The organism is Sporosarcina sp. P26b (assembly GCF_002743245.1).
Taxonomy (GTDB): domain Bacteria; phylum Bacillota; class Bacilli; order Bacillales_A; family Planococcaceae; genus Sporosarcina; species Sporosarcina ureae_C.
Genome location: NZ_PDYW01000016.1, coordinates 14,724 through 36,052, shown reverse-complemented (window position 1 = coordinate 36,052; position 21,329 = coordinate 14,724). Strand labels below are relative to the sequence as shown.

The 21,329-nt window shown below is 41.3% G+C and carries 26 protein-coding genes and 1 riboswitch; of the genes, 5 read left to right on the top strand and 21 right to left on the bottom strand.

Annotated elements, in window-relative coordinates:
- Positions 1–38: 38 nt before the first annotated feature.
- On the bottom strand, positions 39–1,553 hold the full coding sequence (locus CSV69_RS12475) for a leucyl aminopeptidase (protein ID WP_099693581.1): 1,515 nt from the start codon (positions 1,551–1,553) through the stop codon (positions 39–41).
- 158 nt (positions 1,554–1,711) lie between these two features.
- Between CSV69_RS12475 and CSV69_RS12470 the strand changes: the two genes are divergently transcribed.
- Complete coding sequence (locus CSV69_RS12470; RefSeq protein WP_085426790.1) at positions 1,712–2,188, top strand: divergent PAP2 family protein; 477 nt, start codon at positions 1,712–1,714, stop codon at positions 2,186–2,188.
- A gap of 98 nt (positions 2,189–2,286) precedes the next feature.
- Here the strand turns inward: CSV69_RS12470 and CSV69_RS12465 are convergent, their stop codons facing one another.
- The 4 genes from CSV69_RS12465 to CSV69_RS12450 all read right to left on the bottom strand — a co-directional run bounded on the left by CSV69_RS12465 (position 2,287) and on the right by CSV69_RS12450 (position 5,268).
- On the bottom strand, positions 2,287–2,613 hold the full coding sequence (locus tag CSV69_RS12465; RefSeq protein ID WP_085426791.1) for a YuiB family protein: 327 nt from the start codon (positions 2,611–2,613) through the stop codon (positions 2,287–2,289).
- A 216-nt stretch (positions 2,614–2,829) separates the two neighbouring features.
- Complete coding sequence (locus CSV69_RS12460; RefSeq protein WP_085426792.1) at positions 2,830–4,047, bottom strand: NAD(P)/FAD-dependent oxidoreductase; 1,218 nt, start codon at positions 4,045–4,047, stop codon at positions 2,830–2,832.
- Positions 4,048–4,394: 347 nt separating this feature from the next.
- Positions 4,395–4,544 carry a hypothetical protein gene (locus tag CSV69_RS17065; RefSeq protein WP_099625737.1) on the bottom strand — a complete coding sequence of 50 codons (150 nt, stop codon included), beginning with the start codon at positions 4,542–4,544 and terminating at the stop codon, positions 4,395–4,397.
- A 358-nt stretch (positions 4,545–4,902) separates the two neighbouring features.
- Positions 4,903–5,268 (bottom strand): HesB/IscA family protein, encoded by a 366-nt coding sequence (locus tag CSV69_RS12450; RefSeq protein ID WP_085426793.1) that lies wholly within the window; start codon positions 5,266–5,268, stop codon positions 4,903–4,905.
- Positions 5,269–5,388: 120 nt separating this feature from the next.
- Between CSV69_RS12450 and CSV69_RS12445 the strand changes: the two genes are divergently transcribed.
- The gene (locus tag CSV69_RS12445; protein WP_099693580.1) at positions 5,389–6,093 is read left to right on the top strand and encodes a DUF2225 domain-containing protein; all 705 of its coding nucleotides are present in this window, start codon (positions 5,389–5,391) and stop codon (positions 6,091–6,093) included.
- Positions 6,094–6,153: 60 nt separating this feature from the next.
- Here the strand turns inward: CSV69_RS12445 and CSV69_RS12440 are convergent, their stop codons facing one another.
- Positions 6,154–6,393 (bottom strand): NifU family protein, encoded by a 240-nt coding sequence (locus CSV69_RS12440; protein WP_085426795.1) that lies wholly within the window; start codon positions 6,391–6,393, stop codon positions 6,154–6,156.
- A gap of 83 nt (positions 6,394–6,476) precedes the next feature.
- Between CSV69_RS12440 and CSV69_RS12435 the strand changes: the two genes are divergently transcribed.
- On the top strand, positions 6,477–6,803 hold the full coding sequence (locus tag CSV69_RS12435) for a YuzD family protein (protein WP_085426796.1): 327 nt from the start codon (positions 6,477–6,479) through the stop codon (positions 6,801–6,803).
- A gap of 163 nt (positions 6,804–6,966) precedes the next feature.
- Here CSV69_RS12435 and CSV69_RS12430 read toward each other — a convergent pair whose 3' ends face one another.
- Entirely contained in the window at positions 6,967–8,034 is a 1,068-nt protein-coding gene (locus CSV69_RS12430) for an NAD(P)/FAD-dependent oxidoreductase (RefSeq protein ID WP_085426797.1), read from the bottom strand.
- Between the two features lie 139 nt (positions 8,035–8,173).
- On the opposite strand from CSV69_RS12430, the gene CSV69_RS12425 reads away from it, so the two are divergent.
- Entirely contained in the window at positions 8,174–8,410 is a 237-nt protein-coding gene (locus tag CSV69_RS12425; protein WP_085426798.1) for a YuzB family protein, read from the top strand.
- Positions 8,411–9,199: 789 nt separating this feature from the next.
- Here CSV69_RS12425 and CSV69_RS12420 read toward each other — a convergent pair.
- From CSV69_RS12420 to CSV69_RS12365, 14 genes are all read right to left on the bottom strand, one after another.
- Positions 9,200–9,967 carry a TIGR01457 family HAD-type hydrolase gene (locus CSV69_RS12420; protein ID WP_099693593.1) on the bottom strand — a complete coding sequence of 256 codons (768 nt, stop codon included), beginning with the start codon at positions 9,965–9,967 and terminating at the stop codon, positions 9,200–9,202.
- Complete coding sequence (locus tag CSV69_RS12415) at positions 9,967–10,413, bottom strand: DUF86 domain-containing protein (protein ID WP_099693579.1); 447 nt, start codon at positions 10,411–10,413, stop codon at positions 9,967–9,969. The genes CSV69_RS12420 and CSV69_RS12415 overlap by 1 nt, the downstream gene beginning before the upstream one ends.
- Positions 10,414–10,510: 97 nt before the next feature.
- Positions 10,511–10,864: a YutD family protein gene (locus CSV69_RS12410; RefSeq protein WP_099693592.1), complete on the bottom strand. Its 354-nt coding sequence runs from the start codon at positions 10,862–10,864 to the stop codon at positions 10,511–10,513.
- 18 nt (positions 10,865–10,882) lie between these two features.
- Positions 10,883–11,848 (bottom strand): lipoyl synthase, encoded by a 966-nt coding sequence (gene lipA / locus CSV69_RS12405; protein ID WP_085426800.1) that lies wholly within the window; start codon positions 11,846–11,848, stop codon positions 10,883–10,885.
- Between the two features lie 158 nt (positions 11,849–12,006).
- Complete coding sequence (locus CSV69_RS16695; RefSeq protein WP_232319588.1) at positions 12,007–12,144, bottom strand: MetS family NSS transporter small subunit; 138 nt, start codon at positions 12,142–12,144, stop codon at positions 12,007–12,009.
- On the bottom strand, positions 12,145–13,665 hold the full coding sequence (locus tag CSV69_RS12400; protein ID WP_099693578.1) for a sodium-dependent transporter: 1,521 nt from the start codon (positions 13,663–13,665) through the stop codon (positions 12,145–12,147).
- A 164-nt stretch (positions 13,666–13,829) separates the two neighbouring features.
- Positions 13,830–15,398, bottom strand: a complete 1,569-nt coding sequence (locus CSV69_RS12395) for a Na+/H+ antiporter NhaC family protein (RefSeq protein ID WP_099693577.1) — start codon at positions 15,396–15,398, stop codon at positions 13,830–13,832.
- Between the two features lie 192 nt (positions 15,399–15,590).
- Positions 15,591–15,766, bottom strand: a riboswitch (Lysine riboswitch).
- Between the two features lie 55 nt (positions 15,767–15,821).
- On the bottom strand, positions 15,822–16,589 hold the full coding sequence (gene yunB, locus CSV69_RS12390) for a sporulation protein YunB (RefSeq protein WP_099693576.1): 768 nt from the start codon (positions 16,587–16,589) through the stop codon (positions 15,822–15,824).
- Between the two features lie 47 nt (positions 16,590–16,636).
- A complete protein-coding gene (locus CSV69_RS12385) occupies positions 16,637–18,016 on the bottom strand; it encodes a bifunctional metallophosphatase/5'-nucleotidase (protein WP_233192391.1) in 1,380 nt (459 codons plus the stop codon).
- Positions 18,017–18,021: 5 nt separating this feature from the next.
- Entirely contained in the window at positions 18,022–18,846 is an 825-nt protein-coding gene (locus CSV69_RS12380) for a sulfite exporter TauE/SafE family protein (protein WP_085426805.1), read from the bottom strand.
- Positions 18,846–19,706, bottom strand: a complete 861-nt coding sequence (locus tag CSV69_RS12375) for a DUF72 domain-containing protein (RefSeq protein ID WP_099625733.1) — start codon at positions 19,704–19,706, stop codon at positions 18,846–18,848. Before CSV69_RS12375 ends, CSV69_RS12380 begins: the two co-directional genes overlap by 1 nt.
- Positions 19,707–19,879: 173 nt before the next feature.
- Complete coding sequence (locus CSV69_RS12370; RefSeq protein WP_085426807.1) at positions 19,880–20,233, bottom strand: rhodanese-like domain-containing protein; 354 nt, start codon at positions 20,231–20,233, stop codon at positions 19,880–19,882.
- 15 nt (positions 20,234–20,248) lie between these two features.
- The gene (locus CSV69_RS16885; protein WP_157129922.1) at positions 20,249–20,401 is read right to left on the bottom strand and encodes a hypothetical protein; all 153 of its coding nucleotides are present in this window, start codon (positions 20,399–20,401) and stop codon (positions 20,249–20,251) included.
- Positions 20,398–20,634, bottom strand: a complete 237-nt coding sequence (locus tag CSV69_RS12365) for a glutaredoxin family protein (RefSeq protein WP_085426808.1) — start codon at positions 20,632–20,634, stop codon at positions 20,398–20,400. Before CSV69_RS12365 ends, CSV69_RS16885 begins: the two co-directional genes overlap by 4 nt.
- Before the next feature lie 155 nt (positions 20,635–20,789).
- On the opposite strand from CSV69_RS12365, the gene CSV69_RS12360 reads away from it, so the two are divergent.
- A complete protein-coding gene (locus CSV69_RS12360; RefSeq protein WP_099693575.1) occupies positions 20,790–21,326 on the top strand; it encodes a coiled-coil domain-containing protein in 537 nt (178 codons plus the stop codon).
- Positions 21,327–21,329 lie beyond the last annotated feature (3 nt).

Genomic DNA, 21,329 nt, shown 5'->3' with positions numbered 1-21,329 from the left:
AACTAGAAAGAAGGAATGGGTAAAGCGCCTAGAGTGAATTATTCTTGTGATTCTGTTTCAGCAGCTAAGCGCTCTACAAATGTCGCTAATGTACGGACCATAACGCCAGTCGCGCCTTTAGGGCCAAGCACATGTGGGCTTGCGGCGTCAGATGTGCCTGCGATATCTAAATGAATCCAAGGCGTATCCCCTACAAATTCTCCTACGAAGCCACCTCCGAATATCATATGGCCATCGCGTCCAGGTGAGTTGTTCAAATCAGCAACATCACTTTTACGAATTCGCTTGCGATCATTTTCAGTTAACGGCATTTGCCAAATAAATTCTCCTGTTTCATCCGCTGCTTCCTGGAACTGCTTATAGAATTCCTCGTTATTCGTCAGCGCACCCGTTTTATCGTTACCGAGCGCTACAATGACACCACCTGTTAACGTGGCTACATCTATCAGATACTCAGCTCCCGCTTGCTTCGCATACGTCACGGCGTCAGCCAGTACTAAACGACCTTCCGCATCTGTATTGAGCACTTCAATTGTCTTGCCGCTTAGTGAAGTGATGACGTCGTCCGGTTTAAATGCTTCGCCGGAGATCATGTTGTCTGATGAAGCTATAACGGCAATTACGTTCTTTCTTGGCCGTGACTCTCCTATGATGGCCATAGCGCCCAGAACAGCCGCTGCACCACCCATGTCACCTTTCATGCCTACCATGCCGTCTTTAGGCTTCAGCGAGTAGCCACCGGTGTCATACGTGATTCCTTTACCTACTAATCCAATTACATCTTCCCACTGTTCAGTCGCTTGGTACTTCAGCACAATTAGCTTCGGTTCTTCTACTGAACCTTGATTGACCGCAAGAATTGCACCCATACCAAGCTCTTCCATTTCCGCTTTACCAAGAATGTCGATTTCTAAGTCATAGCTTTCGGCTAATTCCCGTGCATACTCCGCCATCTTAGTCGCCGTCAATAGATTTGGTGGCACATTGACGAGAGTACGCGCCTCGTTCACTGCATGCGCAGAGATCATTCCTACTTCCCCTGCCGCTATGATGCTTTGTTCATCAGCATTCGTAATGAACGTTACTGTAGTAAGTGGTACATCTACTTCGTTAGAAGAGGTTTGGAATCCTTCATACGCATACGAGCCCATACCGATACCCTCAGAGGCTAGGAACGCTACATCCTCACAATGGATCTCTTCATTGCAGAAGGGCGCTGTCCAGACCCCTACGGTACGCACACGATCGTTATGTAGCTGTTTACCTACAGTAGCGAATAGTTCGCGTACTTTCTGTTCTGTCAGTTGTTTCTGATTGCCAACGCCTACAAAATATACACGGTCGTAAGTTTGCTTAGATAAGGCGGGCATTTTTGTGATAGTTTTAAATTTCTGTTGAATATCATGCGATTTAATCCAGTCTGTCAATGAAGGATGGAATGATTCGACGAACTGATCAAACCCTTCTACGTTCTCTGGATGGTCAGGTACTCCTACAACTAGCACCTCCACTTCCTTCTGATTCATTGCGGATGCTGTTTCTACGTTTATCATTTTTTATTCCTCCCCTTTTCTTTACGCTTACCCCATACTAGTATAGACTAGTCAGATTAGCACTTCCAACGACAAGGATTGTTGGGTTTTTACTACGATTCAATACAGATTATGATATACTGTTTGCAAAACTACTAACATAAAAGGAGTGGAATCTCTTGGCTATTTTTGAAAACATACCGCTCCTCGCAGCGCTATTCGCCATTTTATTTGCACAATTCGTAAAAATACCCATTCATTTTTTATTAACACGTAAACTCGATTTCGGACTTATGACTTCCACAGGTGGCATGCCAAGCTCCCACTCAGCCGCAGTCACCGCACTAACAACTGCCATCGCATTTGAAGCAGGATTAGACTCACCCTTATTCGCTGTATCTGCCATCTTCGCAGTCATCGTCATGTTTGACGCAACTGGCATTCGCTACCAAGCGGGACAACAAGCCGTTATCATTAACCAAATGCGTTCTGACTTCCAAATGTTCGTCGACGATCTAAAACACTGGCCTAAAAAAGACAACGACGCCAAAATCCAGGAACTCAAAACTCTACTAGGCCATAAACCAAACGAAGTATTCTTCGGAGCCCTAACCGGCATCCTCATTTCCATTCTTACGTATACGGTTATATTGTAAACTCTAAAAGAAGCACAAAAAAACGGAACTGTCACAAGCTGTCGTAAATCACGACTTCTTGTCCAGTTCCGTTTCTTTTCATCCACATAATCAAAGCATCAGAACATCTGATACCCCATCTTGCGTAAAACCTTCATCACAAATCCTGCGATAATCGCTCCGACCATACCACTCGCCAAAATCACGATATCTACCACATGAAGCGACATTAAATTCGCCCCTAGCTCACTAAACGCATAGCCTGGCTTCGTAAAGTACTCATACATCGCCACATCATCAATAATAAAAATCACGATAATCGGATAAATAATAGCCATCAGCCAAGTCATACGCAATAGCATGTTCAATAAAAAGCCGATACCGAAAAACATAACAATAAATATCAAGATCGATAGCATCACTTGAGCTATGGATATAGTTTGCATGCTTGCTAACCTCCAGTTCATCACCTCAACATTTTACAGGATGATGGGAAGTCTTTCAATAGAATGAGACAGTGTACACACAACGTTCTTCTAAGATGTCATGAATTCTTAAAATCTGACAGACGATTTCCCCTACTTCGACTGCTTTCATAGTTGACTTGTTGGCTATTTTGTTGCATACAAAAAGCACTCGCAAAAACGAGTGCTATTTTATAATCATTTCAGAACGTTAAATTTACCTTTTTTAATCGTGAGTCCAAGACCACCGATCATGAATAACGCACGGTTATCGATCATTTTCTTCATAAATGACGCTTTAGTACCTGTCACTTTTTTATCAAATACGACACCAATTGCATCAGAATCCCCTAATGAACAAACGCTACCTTTTAAATCAGGTACAAATTCTTTAGTTGGGTTTCCTTTCATCAACGCGATGATGTTGTTCGCAATCATATCACCTTGTTGCATAGCGATTTGTGCTGTTGGAGGGAATGGGCGATTGATCGCTTCGTTGATCATCAATGCACAGTCACCTACGACAAATACATCGTCGAATCCTGGCGCACGCATGTCTTTTTCAACTTTTACGCGAGCACGCATGTTTTCGATACCTGATTCTTCGATTAGACGGTTACCACGAACACCCGCAGCCCATACAACCGTTCCAGCTTTGATGAATTCAAATTCATCTTCGCCTTTTTTAATCTTCACGCCTTCAGGAGTTGCTTCTACAACCGGTGTTCCGATTGAGAATTCTACACCTTTCGCGCCTAATTGACGTACTGCATATTCTACAAGTTCCGGATCGAAACCAGGTAGTACCATTGGCGCCGCTTCTACACATAGAATGCGAACCTTTTTAGCTGGCACATCATATTCTTTACATAGTTCAGGTACACGGTTTCCTAGTTCCCCAAGGTACTCGATTCCTGTGAATCCTGCTCCACCTACGATAATAGTTAAACGGCTATCATCTTTTACTTCTTCAGTAGACCATGTAGCGAATTGATATTCCATGTGATCGCGGATTTGACGTGCTGCATTCACATTTGCGATAGACAATGCGTACTTGTCCAAACCTGGAATACCGAAAGTTTCACCTTCGAAACCAAGTCCGATCACAAGGTAATCATATGTGTGTGATCCAAGATTTGTCTTGACACTTTTCGTAGTTACATCGATGCCAGTTACTTCAGCTTCGATGAATTTAACTTTATTGCTATTGATTACACTTGAGATATCGTAGCGAACTTGTTCTGGAGTTAATGTTCCAGCTGCCGCTTCATGCAACCATGTAGATTCATAGTGATAATCATTTTTGTTGATTAGAACGATGTCTGCCTCGTCTGTGCCTAATGACTTCTGTAAATTGACAACGGTCATCAAGCCACCGTAACCTGCACCCAATACTAAGATTGTTGGTCTTTTCACGTAAATCGAACCACCTTTTAGTTTATTAAACGCCGAGTACGTGTAAAATCAATCTAACTTGGTTTTGCAGTGCCGGCATTTAGTTTGATATTAATTTAATCTTACTTTCATTACTTATAGTAGACCTTTTGAGCGAGTATTTCAACACAATTGATATTATGCAAATAATCAAATTTAATTAGTAGAATTCTCCATGGATAATTCTACTAGGTTTTTCATGATTTGTTTATCTCATTTCACTTGCAACCGCCAAACCACAGGCTTTCTTGAGCCTCGCTAAAAGAAGTTCTACAACTATTATCTGTAAGTATATGAATTTTATAATCGTAATAACGTTATCCAAAATATTACTTTTCTTTTTGATTTTGCTTTTTCTCCAAATAATCCAAACGTATTTTTTCAAGTTGTTGTTTTTTATCAAATTGGGCTGGTTTATTTTTTTCATGATACTTCGCTACTGCCATCTTACCTTTGGAATCCAAATGATATTTCCCCATCGTATTCACCTACTTTTATATTATTTAAAGAGAATGTATTCAATACTTTTATATTAAAACTTTTACTACTCTACACTTGTACTATATTAGTGTATCGCTTTATTCGACATATAGCAGTAAAAACTTAATGAGTTCATGGATGAATGTATGCAAGAAATGATTTTCTATAATGCAGGCGACTTATTAAGCCGAGCCTTTATATTATTTTGATACGGTAGTCATTTAACTGCGGGACAACTTTGTCAGTTTCTAACTATATAAAAAAGCCTCTTTGACTTGTTCTGTTGTAGCAACAGACAAATCAAAGAGGTTTACTTTCTCACTTTTTTAGGATGATGCGAGTATTGCATTCCAACTGTTAATCGCATTCTGCAGGTGCGCCAGCTTTTTTAGCTGTTCTGAATGAAGTACCGCAACCACAGTTCGCAATCGCGTTTGGATTGTCGATCGTGAAACCGCCACCCATTAAAGATTCCTTATAATCCACTTTCGTACCTACGAGAATAGCTGCATCCTCTTCTTTCACCACTACAGGAATTCCGTGTGCTGTATAAGAAATATCATCTGCTTCTTTTTCTTGTGCAAAGCCTAGACCATATGTTAACCCGCTGCAACCTCCGCCATTAACGGAAACGCGCAAGAAAGAACCTTCTTCTTCATTGTGTTCCATCATCTTTTTCACGTGAAATGCTGCTGCTTCTGTAATTTCTACTGTATTTGTCATATCTACCACTCACTTTCCACGTTTTCTTTTTATCATATCAATCTTTTTCATCACAATGCAAACAAATAGTCCCCCTACTAGGTCTATTTTAATGTATAATAAGACTCAGGACAGAAAGGAATGATATTAGTGGAAATCAGCCCATTTTACGAGAAGAAAATGCATTGTTTACTTTGTAAAGAGCATTTTCCTACTACTAAAATCCGTTCACGCCAAGTAAGAGTAATCGACCACGATAGCGATTTTAGACCTATTTACATAGATAAGGAAATTAACCCTATTTTTTATAACGTTGCCGTTTGCCCACATTGCGGTTTTGCCTTCACTGATGATTTCGCTCCGTATTTTGCACCTGGCACAAAAGAAATGATCGCTAAAAATATAACAGCTAAATGGCATAGCCGGTCATTTGGAGGCGAACGTACAAAAAAGCAAGCAGTGGAAGCCTATAAATTAGCCTACCTAAGTGCCAACTTCAAAAAGGAAAAGCATTTAACTATGGCAGGCATGATGTTACGTATAGCTTGGATCTATCGGGAAGATGAAAATCTCCCTAAAGAAATGCGGTACCTAAAGATTTCCCGTGACCTATATATACAGGCATTCTCTGAAGGTGATTATATAGGAACACAAATGTCTGAGACCCGCGTACAATATCTAATTGCCGAACTATCTTGGCGTATCCATGATCGTGCAGAAGCCATTCGAAACTTTTCTCGTGTCATTGAAACACAAAAAAGATCGACTGAACCTAAAGTCATCCAGATGGCCAAAGATCGTTGGCAAGAAATTCGGGATGAAGAAGCCGTTCATAAAACAAGTTGAATAATGAAAGCCGTGCAAAGAAGATAAAACTTCATTTACACGGCTTTTCTCTTGGTGAAATTAAAAGACCTGTTCTACTTCTACTACTCCTGGTACTTCTTCAAGTAATGCGCGCTCAATACCAGCTTTTAATGTAATTGTTGAACTCGGGCATGTTCCGCAAGCTCCTAAAAGGCGCAGCTTCACAATTCCTTCGTCAATATCCACTAATTCGCAGTCCCCACCGTCTCGCAAGAGGAATGGACGTAATTTATTTAGCACTTCTGTTACGGGCTCATATAATTTAGTATCTGTTGTCATTGTAATCACACTCTCCTTTCCTTATACTTATTATAAACTGCCAAGCAGAAAAAATCCAATAATGAATCGGAGGATTGACTAATATGTCACAATCACCTGCAACAATTGAAGTTTATGGAGCGGAAATCATCTGCGCGAGTTGTGTAAATGCACCTTCTTCTAAAGATACGTATGAATGGCTTGAGGCGGCAATTTCAAGAAAGTACCCTGACCAGCCTTTTACTATTACGTATATCGATATTGATCAAGAATTAGCAGAATCTCGCCAGCAAGAAATTGCAGAAAAAATCCGGGATGATGAGTACTTTTATCCACTTGTACTGATTAATGACGAAATGATTGGCGAAGGTCATATCCAGCTGAAGCCTGTTTTTAATGCATTGGAATCACATGGTTACCACGCAGGATAAATTGATAATTTGCTTGATTAATTGAGAACACGAAATCTATATATTTGAAGAAGCGACACGTTCTTGGTGAACATGTCGCTTCTTTTGTATGTACTTACTAGCTCCGGAAAATAATGCATAAGAAGAAGCCACCTCTTTTGAAGTGACTTTTACATACCCCATATTAGCCATTATGCCATTTGTACATCCATAGCAAACCAGATTTCATTAGACGTGCGATTCTGCCGGTAACAGTACGATCTGCCAAGTATGCAAATCCTTGTTTCTTTCCTAATGAACCCATGAAGCCTTTTAGTTTTAGCTCCGGCATTTCAAGCATCAGTGGTTCACCCTTCCAAGTAGAGCGTAGTACTTGAACAATTTGTTCTCCTTGTACTTCAGCCAACTGAGCGCTTGGTGCGTGTGGAAGCGCAGCAATATCCCCTACAACGTAAATATTGGGATAGCTCGGAATTTGGTGATATTGATTGAGTACAATTCGGCCTGAACGGTCTTTTTGAACGATTAAATCATCCACAACTTTACCTGGTTTAATACCAGCCGTCCAAACGACTGCGTCTACATCAATCGTATCTTCATGGTTATATAGGACATGTTCGCCCACTTTCGTGATGTTTGAATTCGCAACGACTTCTACTTCGTTCTGATCAAACCATCCTTTGACGAAGTTACTCAATCGCTCAGGGAAGTCTCGTAAAATACGTGGGCTACGGTCGAATAATTTAATATTCAAGTCAGGACGACTCTCACGCAATTCACTAGCTAACTCGATCCCACTTAGTCCAGCGCCTACAATTCCTACCGTTGCGCCACCGCCTAAGCCTAGCAATGTCTGATACGTCTTACGTGATTTACCGATTGTTTGGATACTCAGTGTGTGTTCAGCAGCACCAGGCACGTTGTGATAATTGTCTTCGCTACCTAGTCCTATAACCAATTCATCGTAAGGTAGTGCTCGTCCATCTGCTAATAATACTTCTTGTTCTTCGGGCTTGATCTCTTGAATTTCGCCTTCTACCACTTTCAATTGTTCATGAACTGGAATCGCTACGCGAACATCCGAGTCAGGAACCGTTCCTGCTGCCAGTGCATAAAATTCAGTTTTCAAACTATGAAACAGGGTTCTATCGACAAGTGTAATTTCGATATCAGTTGATAATTCTTTATTTAGCAAACGCAATAAAATTCTCATATTACCATAGCCGGCACCTAGTAAAAGTAATTTTCTCATTATGTTCTCCTTCTATGTCTATTTTTCTCGTGCATCTCATTTGCTATTATAGCAGTTTGTGATGACTTTCACAATATGCCAAGTTCATTGACGCATTTGCAAAAAAAGAGTACCATTTCTAGTAGGCGAGGTGAGAAAGATGAATCCCATCGTGGAGTTTTGTATCAGTAATTTGGCCAATGGTTCCTACCCTGTATTTGAGGCGTTGGAGCGTGATCCGAACGTTGACGTGTTGGAATATGGTTGTTTGAGCTATTGTACGAAGTGTAGTGATACGTTGTATGCGCTAGTTAATGGTGAACTTGTCGAAGCGGATACTGCGGATGAATTGACGAAGCGTATTTATCAGTTCATTGAGGAGAATCCACTTTTTTAATACAAATAGAATGCATGAGACGTTTGGGAAGTGTAGTGCTTCTTGGGCGTCTTTTTTCAATCCCTGATAGATGATGGAATTAAGGAGTAAATTGGTGAGTACGATAAGGTCAAAAGCAAGAGCTTAGGAATAGTGAGTGAGTTTGAGAGTGGTTCGGGATTGAAGCTCCGGCGTCCAGCTTTCGCTCATAGAATCCGTTTGAGCGCTCATAGAACTCATTTTGCGCTCTATTACACGCACAATCCGCTCTATCAGACGCCACGAGTGCTCATAGATTCATCTAAGTGATCATAGAACTTGGATAACCGCTCATAGCCTCGCAAGCTCAACATTATTTACAATCCTAAGTTTAATGCACAAAAAAAGTATCACCCACTCGCATTGCAAGGGATTGAAGCTCCAGCGTCCAGCTTTCGCTCATAGAATCCATTTGAGCGCTCATAGAACACTTTTTGTGCTCTATAGCACACACTATCCGCTCTATCAGACGCCACGAGTGCTCATAGATTCATCTAAGTGATCATAGAACCTGGATAACCGCTCATAGCCTCGCAAGCTCAACATTAATCACAACCATAACTTCAATGCACAACAAAAAGTATCAACCACTCGCATTGCAAGGGATTGGAGCGAGAGCCGTAGCGAAGGACGGCTTTTGCGAGTAAAAGCGAAGCGTTAGGAGCACATCTTTGCACTAAATCCCCACCCCCAACAACTTACCAGCTACTCATTTGCGCATTAAAAAAGTTACCCAGGGAGTCTATGTACCAAGACTCCCGGATAACTTTTTTAGTTAATTGGCCAATCTGCAAGTGAGTTCAGTAGATACGTGGGTTGCTGTGCTTTTTCTAGCACTTCTTCCATTGGTGTGACCCCTGTCGCGACGTACGCCGTGTCGATACCGTAGCGGATGCCCGCCATGATGTCTGTATCGTAGTTGTCGCCTATGAGGATCATATCTTCTTTCTTGTACATCCCCTGCTGCTGGATGAACTCCAGCATATGCGGCTCGGGCTTTCCTACGATGAGTGGCTTTGTTTCAGTTGCTGCTTCCATCATTTTTAAGAACGAACCGTTACCTGGTACGAGTCCCTTTTCGGTCGGGAATTTGACGTCTTGATTGGTGCCTAAGAAATGTGCACCGCTACGTATCGCCAGACAGGCATCCGCGAGTTTGCCGTATGTAATCTGGCGGTCAAGTCCCATTAAGACGACATCGGGATTCGTCGAGGTAATGTTGATGTGCTCGATTTCTAGCGCTTCTCGCAATCCTGCTTCACCAATCATCATCACGTTAGCGCCTGCGTAATGTAGGGCACAGTAACGCGCCAGTGCAGTTGCTGAATTCATGATGTAATCGACTTCTGTCTGTACCCCAAAACTCGCTAGTTTCTCCTGTTGAGCAGTGCGTGTAAGAGCCGCGTTGTTCGTAATAAAGTATGTGTCCTTGCCTTGCGCTTGGCACGTTGCAACGAAATCTACAGCTTCCTGTATCGGTTCAGTCCCCCTATACATCGTGCCATCCAAATCGAAGCAATAGGCTTTATATTGTTTCATCATTCAGTTGGTAGAAACGCCGAGACTGGGCCTAATTCATTCGTTAAGTAGTCACGGACTTGTCCTGGGAATTGTTTTAGTTCTTTGGATGTATCGCGAATCGATGTCTCTACTTTACTTGAGTCGACCTCTACGAATTGACGCACAATCATTGGACGTAAAGAGATGAAAGCTTTCAGAGGCACAGCTTGCTCAGATTGAATGACTTTTTCATCTTCAAGAATATCAATGATATCGTCGTAACTACCTGGATCACGCATGATGAATCCGTCGATCATAGAATTACCTACATCAATAATTCCTTCAATTAAGCCATGTGCAATCCGCTCTAAAGCTAGTTTATTTACTTTGCTTTGCTGCCAGTCCGTTTCCTTTTCAAACGTATTGATCAACTGCTCCATATACACTAATGTTTTATTGATTTCATTTTGATCTACAAAATACATACTGTTCTTCCTCCTCGTATACTTCATGTTTCTATCTTACCATATTTTCAGCCAAACGAATAAAAGCTCCGAGCAAATTTGCTCGAAGCCTTCATTTTTATTGTTCTTCTTTAGGAGCAGATATGGCTTCAGGTTTTACTTCTTCCACTACTTCTGCTTCTATCGGTTCAGGCTTTACTTTTCCAATCTTCTTCAAGATGAAATAAGCGCAGCCAAAGTTGCAGTATTCATAGATATAATCTTGGACAGTACTAATTTTTGTTTCATAAGTGGATTTGGAATTACGATCTTCAAAAAAGCCTTTTAATCGTAATTGTCCATATCCCCAGTCGCCCAAAATAAAGTCATACTTTAACAGCACTTCGCTAAAACGTTCATTCAAGGCCTCTTCATCGAAACCTTCGCGAAACTCTTCTACGATTTCATACTGCGTGTTCTCTAAAATAACCATACTCTGCTTCACTTCCATTTAACTGCTCGCTTGTCCTTCAAGTTTCAGCAGCTCGTCACCTTGGCGCTGTTTCTCTTTAGCCGAAGCATTTACTTGCTCGTCTGCGTGGTAGCTTGAACGTACAAGCGGCCCCGCCTCACAATGAGAGAATCCTTTAGTCATTGCGATTTTACGCAATTCACCAAACTCATCAGGCGAATAATACTTTACCACTTTTGCGTGTTTTTTTGTTGGTTGTAAGTACTGACCAATTGTCATGATATCTACGTCATGCGCACGAAGATCATCCATTGTCTCAATGATCTCTTCCACAGTCTCTCCAAGTCCAACCATCAATGAAGACTTCGTCGGAATCTCAGGATACATTTCTTTCGCACGTTGAAGTAGTTCAAGTGAACGATCATATGTTGCACGCGCGCGAATTCTTGGAGTCAAGCGACGCACAGTTTCAATATTATGGTTTAATATATCTGGTTTTGCATCCATCAAACGTTGCAAGTTTTCTTTATCTCCACCCATATCTGAAGGCAATACTTCAATAGATGTAAATGGATTTTTTCTACGAATTGCACGGATCGTTTCCGCAAAAATAGCAGAGCCGCCATCTTTGAGATCATCACGTGCAACAGCCGTGACTACAGCGTGTTTCAAGTTCATCAATTCAACTGATTCCGCTACACGTTCTGGTTCAGCAGTGTCCAGTTCATTTGGTAGACCTGTTTTAACTGCACAAAAACGGCATGCGCGTGTACATACAGCACCGAGGATCATGAAAGTAGCTGTACGTCGCTCTCCCCAGCACTCGTGAATGTTTGGACAACGTGCTTCTTCACACACAGTATTCAAGTTTTTCTCGCGCATTAACTTCTTTAAACCTGTATAGTTCTCATTGGTGTTTAGCTTAATCTTCAGCCAATCCGGCTTTCTAACATGCTCAGATTTTCTTCCTGTCTCAGGTTTGCATGACAACGCTACCGACTCCATTCTGTTGATAGATTCTACTCATGTCAATGTAACATAAATTCAGATAAGCTTCAATTATAGATGACACAGATTATACATGACAATAAAAGTGAAATTAGTGACGCTTCACTATTTAAAAAACACCTGCAACCAACTAGCTGGCTGCAGGTGTAGATCGTTTACTGTTCAACTTTGAACTTCTTTTTGAACTTGCTGAGGATTGTAGCATAAAAGATGCTGATAAATAGACCGCCCCAGATGATCGTCACTCCGACTAGCATCATAAGGATTGCAGAACCGCTCATTCCTGTATCCATTTATAGCCCCCCTTTGTCTTCATCGTAATCTGATGTAATTCTTGTGTTGTTTCTCCATTTTAATGATGTGAATACAATCGACATCACAAATGCGCCTATCGCTACTGGCCATCCGATCGTCCATAAGAACGACGTTGGATACCCTTCATAGTTTTCAGCAATATTGTCTTTGATTAGGAAGAATAACATAGTACCTAATACGATAGGAGTGATGAATGAAAGTGAAACCTTCCACCACCAGCCAAGTCGAATATCCGATACTGCATTGGCATGCTGTTCGAACACTCCAAGTTTGCGGAATACCCAAGCTAGTAAGAAAACTTCAACTAAACCGATGACTGCGATACCGAATTGGTTAATGAAGTAATCTGCTACGTCTAGGAAGTACAAACCGCCATTTGTAGCGTATAGCAAAGAAATCACTGCTGAGAGTCCGACACCAATAGTTACTGAACGACGTCTTGAAATATTGAATTTATCTGACATACCCGCGATATATGTTTCAGTAATGGAGATTAGTGAAGTAATACCCGCAAGTGTCAGTGACAGGAAGAAGAATGCGCCGAACAGGCCATTTAATCCTGGCATTTGATTGATGATTTCAGGGAACACGACAAAGGCTAAACCTACACCCGCTGTCGCAACGTCTGCTACATCTACCCCTTGATTCGTTGCCATGAATCCTAGTACTGCGAATACCCCAATACCTGCTAATAACTCAACAGAAGAGTTCGCAAAACCTGTGATGAATGCGTTATTCGTAATATCCGATTTCTTCGGCAAATAACTAGAATACGTAATCATAATCGCAAAGGCAATCGATAAACTGAAGAAGATATGTCCATATGCAGCAACCCATACGCGCGGATTCAATAATTTATCGACATCCGGTTTAAAGAATGCATCAAGTCCTACCATAGCTCCGTCAAGTGTGATGGCACGGATGACGACGAATAAGAATAGAAGGAATAGAACAGGAATAAATATTCGGTTCGCCAACTCGATCCCTTTCTTGACTCCACCGATCAAGATAATGTAACAAATAATCCAGACGAATAGTAGTGGCAATGCTACGCCTCCTACAATCCCCCCGACATCTCCTGGGTTATCCGCTAATTTCAGAACGTCACCGAAGAAGAATGCTTCCGGTTCTTTCCCCCAAGATAAGTTAAATGAATAGATCGTGTATTTCATTGCCCATGCAATGATCACGGCATAGTAAGTGGAGATAACGAACGAAACGAAAATCCCCCACCATCCTAAGAACTCTGCCTTCTTACCATTTAAACGGAAGAATGAAAGAGGTGCGGATCCACGATATTTATGACCAATTGTAAATTCCATGATCAGAATCGGGATACCCGCTGTTAAAAGTGCAAATAAGTACGGGATAAAGAATGCGCCACCGCCATTTTCATAGGCGACATAAGGAAAGCGCCAGATATTTCCGAGTCCGACAGCCGACCCGATTGCAGCCAATATAAAACCGGCCCTTGTTCCCCATTGTGAGCGTGTTTCCATTAAACACTCTCCTCTCTTTTTGTTATTTCACAAAACTTGTTACCATTCGATATATTCTGAAAACTCTAGTTCCGTATATTTAGTATAAACAGCAGAATAGTAGATGTCAAAACAAATTTGGACTAAGAATGAAGTATTCTTCACCCTTAGTCCAAACTGTAAAATTATGCTATTCGCGCAGCGCGTTGTTTTCCTTTTGCGTTCCAGTATGTGAATAAAACTATCAACATAATAATAACTGCTACGAGTCCAATCCAAACTGAACCAGTAATTCCTAGAACAATATAACCAATCGCTGAAACACTCGCAGCAACGAGTGCGTAAGGCAATTGTGTAGAGACGTGATCCATGTGATTACAACCTGCCCCAGTGGAAGATAAGATGGTTGTATCGGAAATCGGTGAACAATGATCTCCGAATACCGCACCTGCAAGAACTGCTGCTAACGCTGGTAATAATAGTTCAGGTGCTGCATTGACCATGATCGTCCCTGCGATCGGCATCAAGATACCAAACGACCCCCATGACGTACCTGTTGAAAATGCCATTAATCCCGCTAATACGAAAATCAGTACTGGAAGGAATGCGACCGGAATATTCAATTGCTCTACCATTGTAGAAAGGAATAGTCCTGTATCAAGCGATGCAATAAGTTCCGTCAATCCCCAAGCGAAGATTAAGATTAAAATCGCAGGCATCATCGCTTTTACACCACTTACAAATGCGCGTCCCATCCATGAAACGCTTGCTGTTTCGTTCTCTTTCATTTGTAGTGTATATAACAACATAGCTAGTAATGTAGCTGTAGTACCACCAATTACCAAGGAGAACGGTACATCCGTGTTTTCGAAGATAGCCCAAATATCAAAGATACCTGCTTCTTTATAACCCGTATAAATCATCATGCCAAGCGTTACCACAATCAATGTCACGATTGGCGCAACTAAATCACGTACTTTACCGTGTGTATGCTCTGGAAATTCTTCCTTTAGCTGACCAGGTATTTCTTTATTTTGGTCAAACAGTTCGCCTTCATTCATGGCACGATCTTCATGCTTCTTCATTTCAAAGAAGTCATTATTCGTCCAAGCGAAGAAGAAGACCATGGACAATGTCGCGATGACATAAAAATTCATCGGCGCCATCATGACGAATGCAGTCAACGGTGAATAGCTGACCGCTGCTGTCGTACCTAAAATAAGTGCTAGTTGTCCAATCAAAAACGCGCCCCAACTGGATATAGGTGACACGACACAGATAGGTGCTGACGTAGAATCAATGAAATATGCTAGTTTTGCACGAGAGATCTTATGCTGATCCGTAATAGGTCTTGCAATCTGGCCAACTGCCAATGCATTGAAGTAATCGTCTACAAATATGGCAATACCGAGCGCCATTGTCAGTAGCTTTGCGCCACGTTTTGTACGAATACGCGTGACAGCCCAGCGCGCAAATGCTGCACTTCCTCCGGATAGACTAACAAATGCCGTAATGACACCTAGTAATAATAGAAATAACATAATAAATATATTATACGTATTGAGTCCGCCATCCCAAAATGAAACTGTCATGGCTCTCCATACACCTTTTAGTGTCTCGAACGGAGCAAAGTTCGCTAAAAGTAAAGCTGCTGTAACAATTCCCGCTCCTAATGATAATAATACTCTCCTCGTCGCTAACACCATCACGATGGCGATAATAGGAGGCAAAATAGAGACCCACGTTCCGATCATTGTAATTCCTCCTCTTTCAAGTTGCTAGATAATATCGAAATGCAGAAGATCTTTCGAAGAGTGGAATGCTGACAATATTTTGTATTTCTGAATTTTCCCCACAAAAATAGCCCACTCCACAAGTACTAACGCACGTGTAGGAGTCGGCTGGCCAGTTGAACAAGCAATATGTTAATAAATCATAGTTCAATTGGCTATTGTAGCTCTCCATACATTTGTCGCTGTATGACAGTGTCATTCCTCTTTGAAATGACCCCAACTTGAGAAGCAGACTCTTCTCAAACTTCGGCATTGCTTCCTTTCACTCGCGGTCATAGACGTCACTCTCTCGCTAGGTACTTATAAACAATGCAGCCTCTACGTAAGTCTCGATATTCTTCTGTACTTAGTGTAGCAATAATCGACATCGTTCACAACACCCTTTTACTCGGTCTTCTCAAGTGGAACCTCGATTTGTGCTGGCATTTGCTCCCCTTTCGAATAAATTTGCGGTACCTTCCCTCTAATCAAGCCAATAGCGATAGGGATTTTCTGCTCTACGACACTCTTGCTTGTCGCTAATGGAACGATGATCTGTACATTCACTTTCAACAATAAATTTACTTCTACATAAGCATTGTTAATACCGAATTCTCGTATATCAGTTTCAACATTTGCATGTACATCCCCTACAACATGGAAACGGATAGGAATTTTTGGACCCAAGTTACCAATTAAGGGAATATTGGTTGCTTGCCCAAGTGGAACAAAAAACACGATGCCCTGTTCCTTTTGCATACGATCGGGATTGTATTCAAGATCGCCAAGTGGCGGTAGCATATCCAGATCTCCGCCCTCTGCTCGCTCTAGATGATCTTCTACGAGCTGATGTATTTCGGACATAACTTGGCTAATGATTTCTGCATTGAACTTCGTCGTCACCGTGTCGGTTGTATCGTCGGGGACGTTTTCAATAATTTCATTGACATCATAGACACTGGTAGATCGATTATTGATTGCCTGGCTGATGACGTGACTGGCTATTTTCTGGGTTTGCACTTCGGCGTACTGTGTATAGATCGGCGTTAGTTGTTTGTTGACGGTATAGAAAAATATCGCCACCCCTACTAAAACGGTTGGGATGACAAATCGTAGTATGGTTTTGCCATAATGGTGTCTCTTTGGCCGTTTTTGATTCGTATAAAACCGCATAAAAACGCCTCCTACATCACATTATGCGAAGTAGGAGGCATACATAACTAGCGTTCATTGAAATATTTTCTGCCGTACCAACCGAGTACATCACGAAGCATTTCCGGCATGACATATTCTTTCTTTGCTTCTTTTAATAAAGGATAGAAAAAGCCGAACGTGAACATATCAAGCGTCGCCAGTGTGTAGTTTTCCCCAGGCTTCACTAATCGATTTCCGGCGAATAATTGCCCTTCATGATTGACATATAAATGCTCATGAATCATGCTGCCCATTAATGTACCACGGAAACCAAGCCCCTTGATTGGAAGCTCTGTCCACTTTGGATCAAGCGATTGCTCGTAGATTGTCAGCAGTTCTGCCCCATCTAAATGAACAAGACATGGATTGATGGGATGCGGTAATAAGGAATGTAAGTCACCTTTTGTAATCCATCCTTCCTCTAGACTACCAAGGAAAATCCCTGCATTAAATAATGCACAGTCAGCATCCAAATAGTCGAGTAACGCCCGACCAAACAGTGAAGATAATGGACTATCTCCTGTTAAACGCTGTGATAACGGTGAAGGATTATAAAATACCGGGACTTGTAAAGTTTCTTCCCCTTCAGCAAATAAATCATTCACCTGTTTTATGTCTTCTTCGGACATTTCCATCATTTGCGTTGGGAACACTTCTGCTTTCATATGAATCACTTGATTCGTCATGCGGTCCACATCTACTTGCACATGTCCGACATAATGACCGAACTTTTCAGCAGCCGCGATCAATGTGTCATCAAACCATTCACCGTTTTGCAATAAATGATGTGTATGGCCGCCCAAAATAACATCAATTTCTGGGCATTGTTCAGCTAGCAGACGATCTTCATGAATACCTAAATGGGAGAGGCAAACAATCACATCACATTGAGGGCGCAAGTTACGCGCTACTTCTTGTAATGCTATATGCGGTTCAGTAACACTCCAGCCTAGTTGTTCATAAAACGCGTAATACGGAGCTGTAGCCCCTATAACACCGACACGCACGCCTTCTGCAGTCTCAAACACTTTAGACGTTTTTGCCCAGTGAGGCAGCTCTCCATCTTGATATTTTAAGTTGCAGAGCACTACATCGAAATTCGCATCTTCATATAATGTATTCAACGCTTCCTTGGACATGGTGATTCCTTCATTGTTGCCGATCGTTACAGCGTGGTATCCTGATTTATTTAATAATTCCACATTTCCTTTACCTTCTGTTCCTTCTGTGAATGGGTGAGATCTGTCAATATGGTCTCCGATATCAAATAAAAAACATGCTTCGCCATTGTCTGCCGCTTGCTGCTTACGCTGCGAGAGGAAATGGCGAATTTGCGGCCAGTTTTCAAAATGACTATGTACATCATTCGTATGATAAATGTGAATTGTCGCTACGGTTTCCTTCATAAGTGTCAACCCCAAATCCCTTCATAAATGGAACGCAGTCCAAAGATGAGTAAAATGATGCGTATGACTAAAACCAAAGTTTCTGATTTCATTCTGCTATTTAAGTACGCTCCGAGCATCCCGCCAAAATAAGCTCCTGGCACAACAGGAATCGTATAGAGCCATGGTACGTGACCTAGTGAAATATGTGAAATCGAGTTGACGATGGCTGATAAAAATACCATGAGCATCGATGTCGCGACAGCCACGTGTGGTGGGAACAAGAATAGTAAAATCATGGCTGGCACTATCATCGTACCTCCACCAATTCCGAATAATCCCGAAGTAAATCCAATGAATAATGCTAGTAGAATCGCAAACCATATTGGATAGCCATAGATATGTGTTTTGCCCTGCGGATCAGTAAACTTCATTTTCTTGCCATTGTCAACAAACCATCGAATCGGTTTTAAATATTTTCTTGTTAATAACAGTGTAGATAAAACAATGAGCAATATACCAAAATATAAATTAAATGATTGCAAACTCAAGTTTTTATTAATCAACGCACCGATTATGATGCCCGGAATACTCGCTACAAAAAATAGAAATGCGCTTTTATAATCAATAGTTTTGACTTTCATATATGAAACTGTCGAACCAAGTCCGTTCGCGATCATCATAATGACCGACAAACCGACTACACTCTGCGGCGTAATATCGGGAATCATGCCGAGGTTCAGACCGACAAACAATGTCACTGGAACTAAAATGGTTCCGCCTCCAAGGCCTGCGATGGAACCAATTACACCCGATGCCAATCCAATTAAAGCGAGTACTACAAATTCCATTACTGATCCTCCTCAAACAAATCCATTTGCTTCGTAAGCGGCTGACCATATTCTATGTTGACTAAACTTGCAAACTGTTTAGCGTTCTTGGCTGCATGCTGACCAGAGTTATTATTAAAAATGACAAAAACTTCTTCTGCTTGCTTCTCGAGATGTTTGACGATTTCACTCATACTCTCTAATTCTTTATTGTTATAATCATAAAGATAGCGCACTTTACGCCATGCTTTACTATCCCCCATCGTATTGACCCAACCTTTATCATTCCGTCCGTGGAGACGTAACAGCACTTTTTTATCCGTCGCAATCGGTACAAGTGGCACACTTCCATCTCCCACTTGCGGCTCATCGCAGACGACATGAATGACGTTTAGACCGTTCAAGAAATCCAGTGTCTTCTCTCGATATGCAGGTGAGTACCAAGTTTGATTGCGAAATTCGACGGCAATGGGCAACGGTTGTAATTGTTCGTGAACATAACGAATACGTTCGACGTTTTCCTTCTTGCAATCGAACCAAGGTGGAAACTGTACAAGCACCATCGCAAGCTTACCCGCTTCGACAAATGACGTCATCGACAATTTAAATTGTGTGAACATCTCTTCTTCAGAATCATACGGTAGTTTTCCACGCTGATGACCTGTGATGCCTTGATACGCTTTCACAACAAATTGGAAATTAGCAGGCGTTTCCTCATTCCACTTATCCATTACTTTCTTTGATTGTATCGCATAAAACGTCGAATCTAGCTCAACAATCGGAAAATGTTTACTATAATCTACAAGTTTTTTATTCGCAACTGTATTTTCATTATATAGGCTTGGATGGTCTCCCCATCCAGTCAGGCCAACATGTATCATGGAAAGTCCCCCTCCTTTTACCTTTAACTTAGTGTATCATATCTTATGTATTTTCGGAAAAATCGCACGTGCAGACTAGGCTTTACTCTATTGTATTTCACTTGATGTAATTGGTTTCATTTCCAATTAAAAAAGCGTCTCGAGATAAGATTCTCGAAACGCTTCTTCTATCATTAGCCTTGCCACGCGCTCATTCCACCACGTACATTCGTTACATTCACGAACCCTGCTTTTTTCAGCTGTGTTGCCGCATTTGAACTGCGCATGCCGCTTTGACAGATGACTATGACTTCTTGATCTTTCTTCAATGTCCCCATTTTATTCGAAAGTAGATTCAATGGGATATTCTTAAATTCCTTTATATGACGTCCTGTATATTCTGCCGGTGAACGTACATCGATTAACTGGACGTTTCGCTCATTCAGTCTATCTTTTAATTGTTCAGTCGAAATTGTTTGCACACCTTTTGCAGGTTTCATTCGCCAAACTACTAAGCCGACGATGAGTGCTATAATAATCCATCCCATACTTGGCGCCTCCTATTAGTGAGTCCATTCTATGATGACGAGGATCACACCCATCACCGCAAATGCTATGTTGCCAATACAAAAGCGTGGAAATAACTTCTTTTCCATCTCTTCAGCCGTTTGAATTGTGCAGCCTCGGTTAAATACAATCTGTTTGAATTTATTCATGCGTCGAGTGCAGCTTGAATACTTGCTGGATCAAAGCCAATTATCCATTTACCATTCAGCTGTGTTTGTGGAACGCCCATCTGACCCGTTATTTCCATTAGACGCTCACCTTCTTCAGGATTTGTAGAGACATTGATCGTCTCGTAAGGTACATGGATTTCATCTAGATAATTCGTCATCATCGTACAATAAGGGCAAGTAGATGACACATATACAGTTGCTTTTTCAGACATGTAAAAAACTCCTCTCCATTTGTTTATATATGTATTATATACCCCGTAAGGTATATAATCAATGAATTGATTTAGCAATAGGATGGTGTTTGTCTTTCATATAATACATGCTATTATATAGAGAGGATCAATTACATACGAAAGGATGGAGGAAAATGAGTGACGTTCTATTGCACCAAATTTTGAGCGAAATGAAAAGCATTAAAACTGACGTCTCTGAGATTAAGTTAGATGTTAGTGCACTCAAGTCAGATGTTAGTACGCTTAAGTCAGACGTTAGTACGCTCAAGTCAGATGTTAGTACACTCAAATCAGACGTTAGTACGCTTAAGTCAGATGTTAGTACACTCAAATCAGACGTTAGTACGCTTAAGTCGGATGTTAGTACGCTTAAGTCAGATGTTGGCACACTCACGTCGGACGTTGAAATACTCAAGACTAATGTCGATGTCCTTAATACAGAAATGGTAGAAGTGAAAAAGGAACAGCAACTGACAAATAAACGGTTATCTTCTATGGAAAGTAAACAGGATATTATCTACCAGCAAACTGGATCCTTAATGGAAACACAAACCAAAACCCTCTCTTTACTCGAACAACTCCAATCAGATGTTGAATTCACCTATCAAAAAACCGCGATGAATGATTTAAAAATCAACCGTATTGAAACACATTCCATTCACAAACACTAAGTA

What these genes read in the sequence shown, in the direction of transcription:
- CSV69_RS12475 (WP_099693581.1), bottom strand. Translation starts at nt 1,553, where the DNA reads ATGATAAACGTAGAAACAGCATCCGCAATGAATCAGAAGGAAGTGGAG.
- CSV69_RS12465 (WP_085426791.1), bottom strand. Translation starts at nt 2,613, where the DNA reads ATGCAAACTATATCCATAGCTCAAGTGATGCTATCGATCTTGATATTT.
- CSV69_RS17065 (WP_099625737.1), bottom strand. Translation starts at nt 4,544, where the DNA reads ATGGGGAAATATCATTTGGATTCCAAAGGTAAGATGGCAGTAGCGAAG.
- CSV69_RS12450 (WP_085426793.1), bottom strand. Translation starts at nt 5,268, where the DNA reads ATGACAAATACAGTAGAAATTACAGAAGCAGCAGCATTTCACGTGAAA.
- CSV69_RS12445 (WP_099693580.1), top strand. Translation starts at nt 5,389, where the DNA reads ATGATATTAGTGGAAATCAGCCCATTTTACGAGAAGAAAATGCATTGT.
- CSV69_RS12440 (WP_085426795.1), bottom strand. Translation starts at nt 6,393, where the DNA reads ATGACAACAGATACTAAATTATATGAGCCCGTAACAGAAGTGCTAAAT.
- CSV69_RS12435 (WP_085426796.1), top strand. Translation starts at nt 6,477, where the DNA reads ATGTCACAATCACCTGCAACAATTGAAGTTTATGGAGCGGAAATCATC.
- CSV69_RS12430 (WP_085426797.1), bottom strand. Translation starts at nt 8,034, where the DNA reads ATGAGAAAATTACTTTTACTAGGTGCCGGCTATGGTAATATGAGAATT.
- CSV69_RS12425 (WP_085426798.1), top strand. Translation starts at nt 8,174, where the DNA reads ATGAATCCCATCGTGGAGTTTTGTATCAGTAATTTGGCCAATGGTTCC.
- CSV69_RS12420 (WP_099693593.1), bottom strand. Translation starts at nt 9,967, where the DNA reads ATGAAACAATATAAAGCCTATTGCTTCGATTTGGATGGCACGATGTAT.
- CSV69_RS12415 (WP_099693579.1), bottom strand. Translation starts at nt 10,413, where the DNA reads ATGTATTTTGTAGATCAAAATGAAATCAATAAAACATTAGTGTATATG.
- CSV69_RS12410 (WP_099693592.1), bottom strand. Translation starts at nt 10,864, where the DNA reads ATGGTTATTTTAGAGAACACGCAGTATGAAATCGTAGAAGAGTTTCGC.
- lipA (WP_085426800.1), bottom strand. Translation starts at nt 11,848, where the DNA reads ATGGAGTCGGTAGCGTTGTCATGCAAACCTGAGACAGGAAGAAAATCT.
- CSV69_RS16695 (WP_232319588.1), bottom strand. Translation starts at nt 12,144, where the DNA reads ATGGATACAGGAATGAGCGGTTCTGCAATCCTTATGATGCTAGTCGGA.
- CSV69_RS12400 (WP_099693578.1), bottom strand. Translation starts at nt 13,665, where the DNA reads ATGGAAACACGCTCACAATGGGGAACAAGGGCCGGTTTTATATTGGCT.
- CSV69_RS12395 (WP_099693577.1), bottom strand. Translation starts at nt 15,398, where the DNA reads ATGATCGGAACGTGGGTCTCTATTTTGCCTCCTATTATCGCCATCGTG.
- yunB (WP_099693576.1), bottom strand. Translation starts at nt 16,589, where the DNA reads ATGCGGTTTTATACGAATCAAAAACGGCCAAAGAGACACCATTATGGC.
- CSV69_RS12385 (WP_233192391.1), bottom strand. Translation starts at nt 18,016, where the DNA reads ATGAAGGAAACCGTAGCGACAATTCACATTTATCATACGAATGATGTA.
- CSV69_RS12380 (WP_085426805.1), bottom strand. Translation starts at nt 18,846, where the DNA reads ATGGAATTTGTAGTACTCGCTTTAATTGGATTGGCATCGGGTGTAATT.
- CSV69_RS12375 (WP_099625733.1), bottom strand. Translation starts at nt 19,706, where the DNA reads ATGATACATGTTGGCCTGACTGGATGGGGAGACCATCCAAGCCTATAT.
- CSV69_RS12370 (WP_085426807.1), bottom strand. Translation starts at nt 20,233, where the DNA reads ATGGGATGGATTATTATAGCACTCATCGTCGGCTTAGTAGTTTGGCGA.
- CSV69_RS16885 (WP_157129922.1), bottom strand. Translation starts at nt 20,401, where the DNA reads ATGAATAAATTCAAACAGATTGTATTTAACCGAGGCTGCACAATTCAA.
- CSV69_RS12365 (WP_085426808.1), bottom strand. Translation starts at nt 20,634, where the DNA reads ATGTCTGAAAAAGCAACTGTATATGTGTCATCTACTTGCCCTTATTGT.
- CSV69_RS12360 (WP_099693575.1), top strand. Translation starts at nt 20,790, where the DNA reads ATGAGTGACGTTCTATTGCACCAAATTTTGAGCGAAATGAAAAGCATT.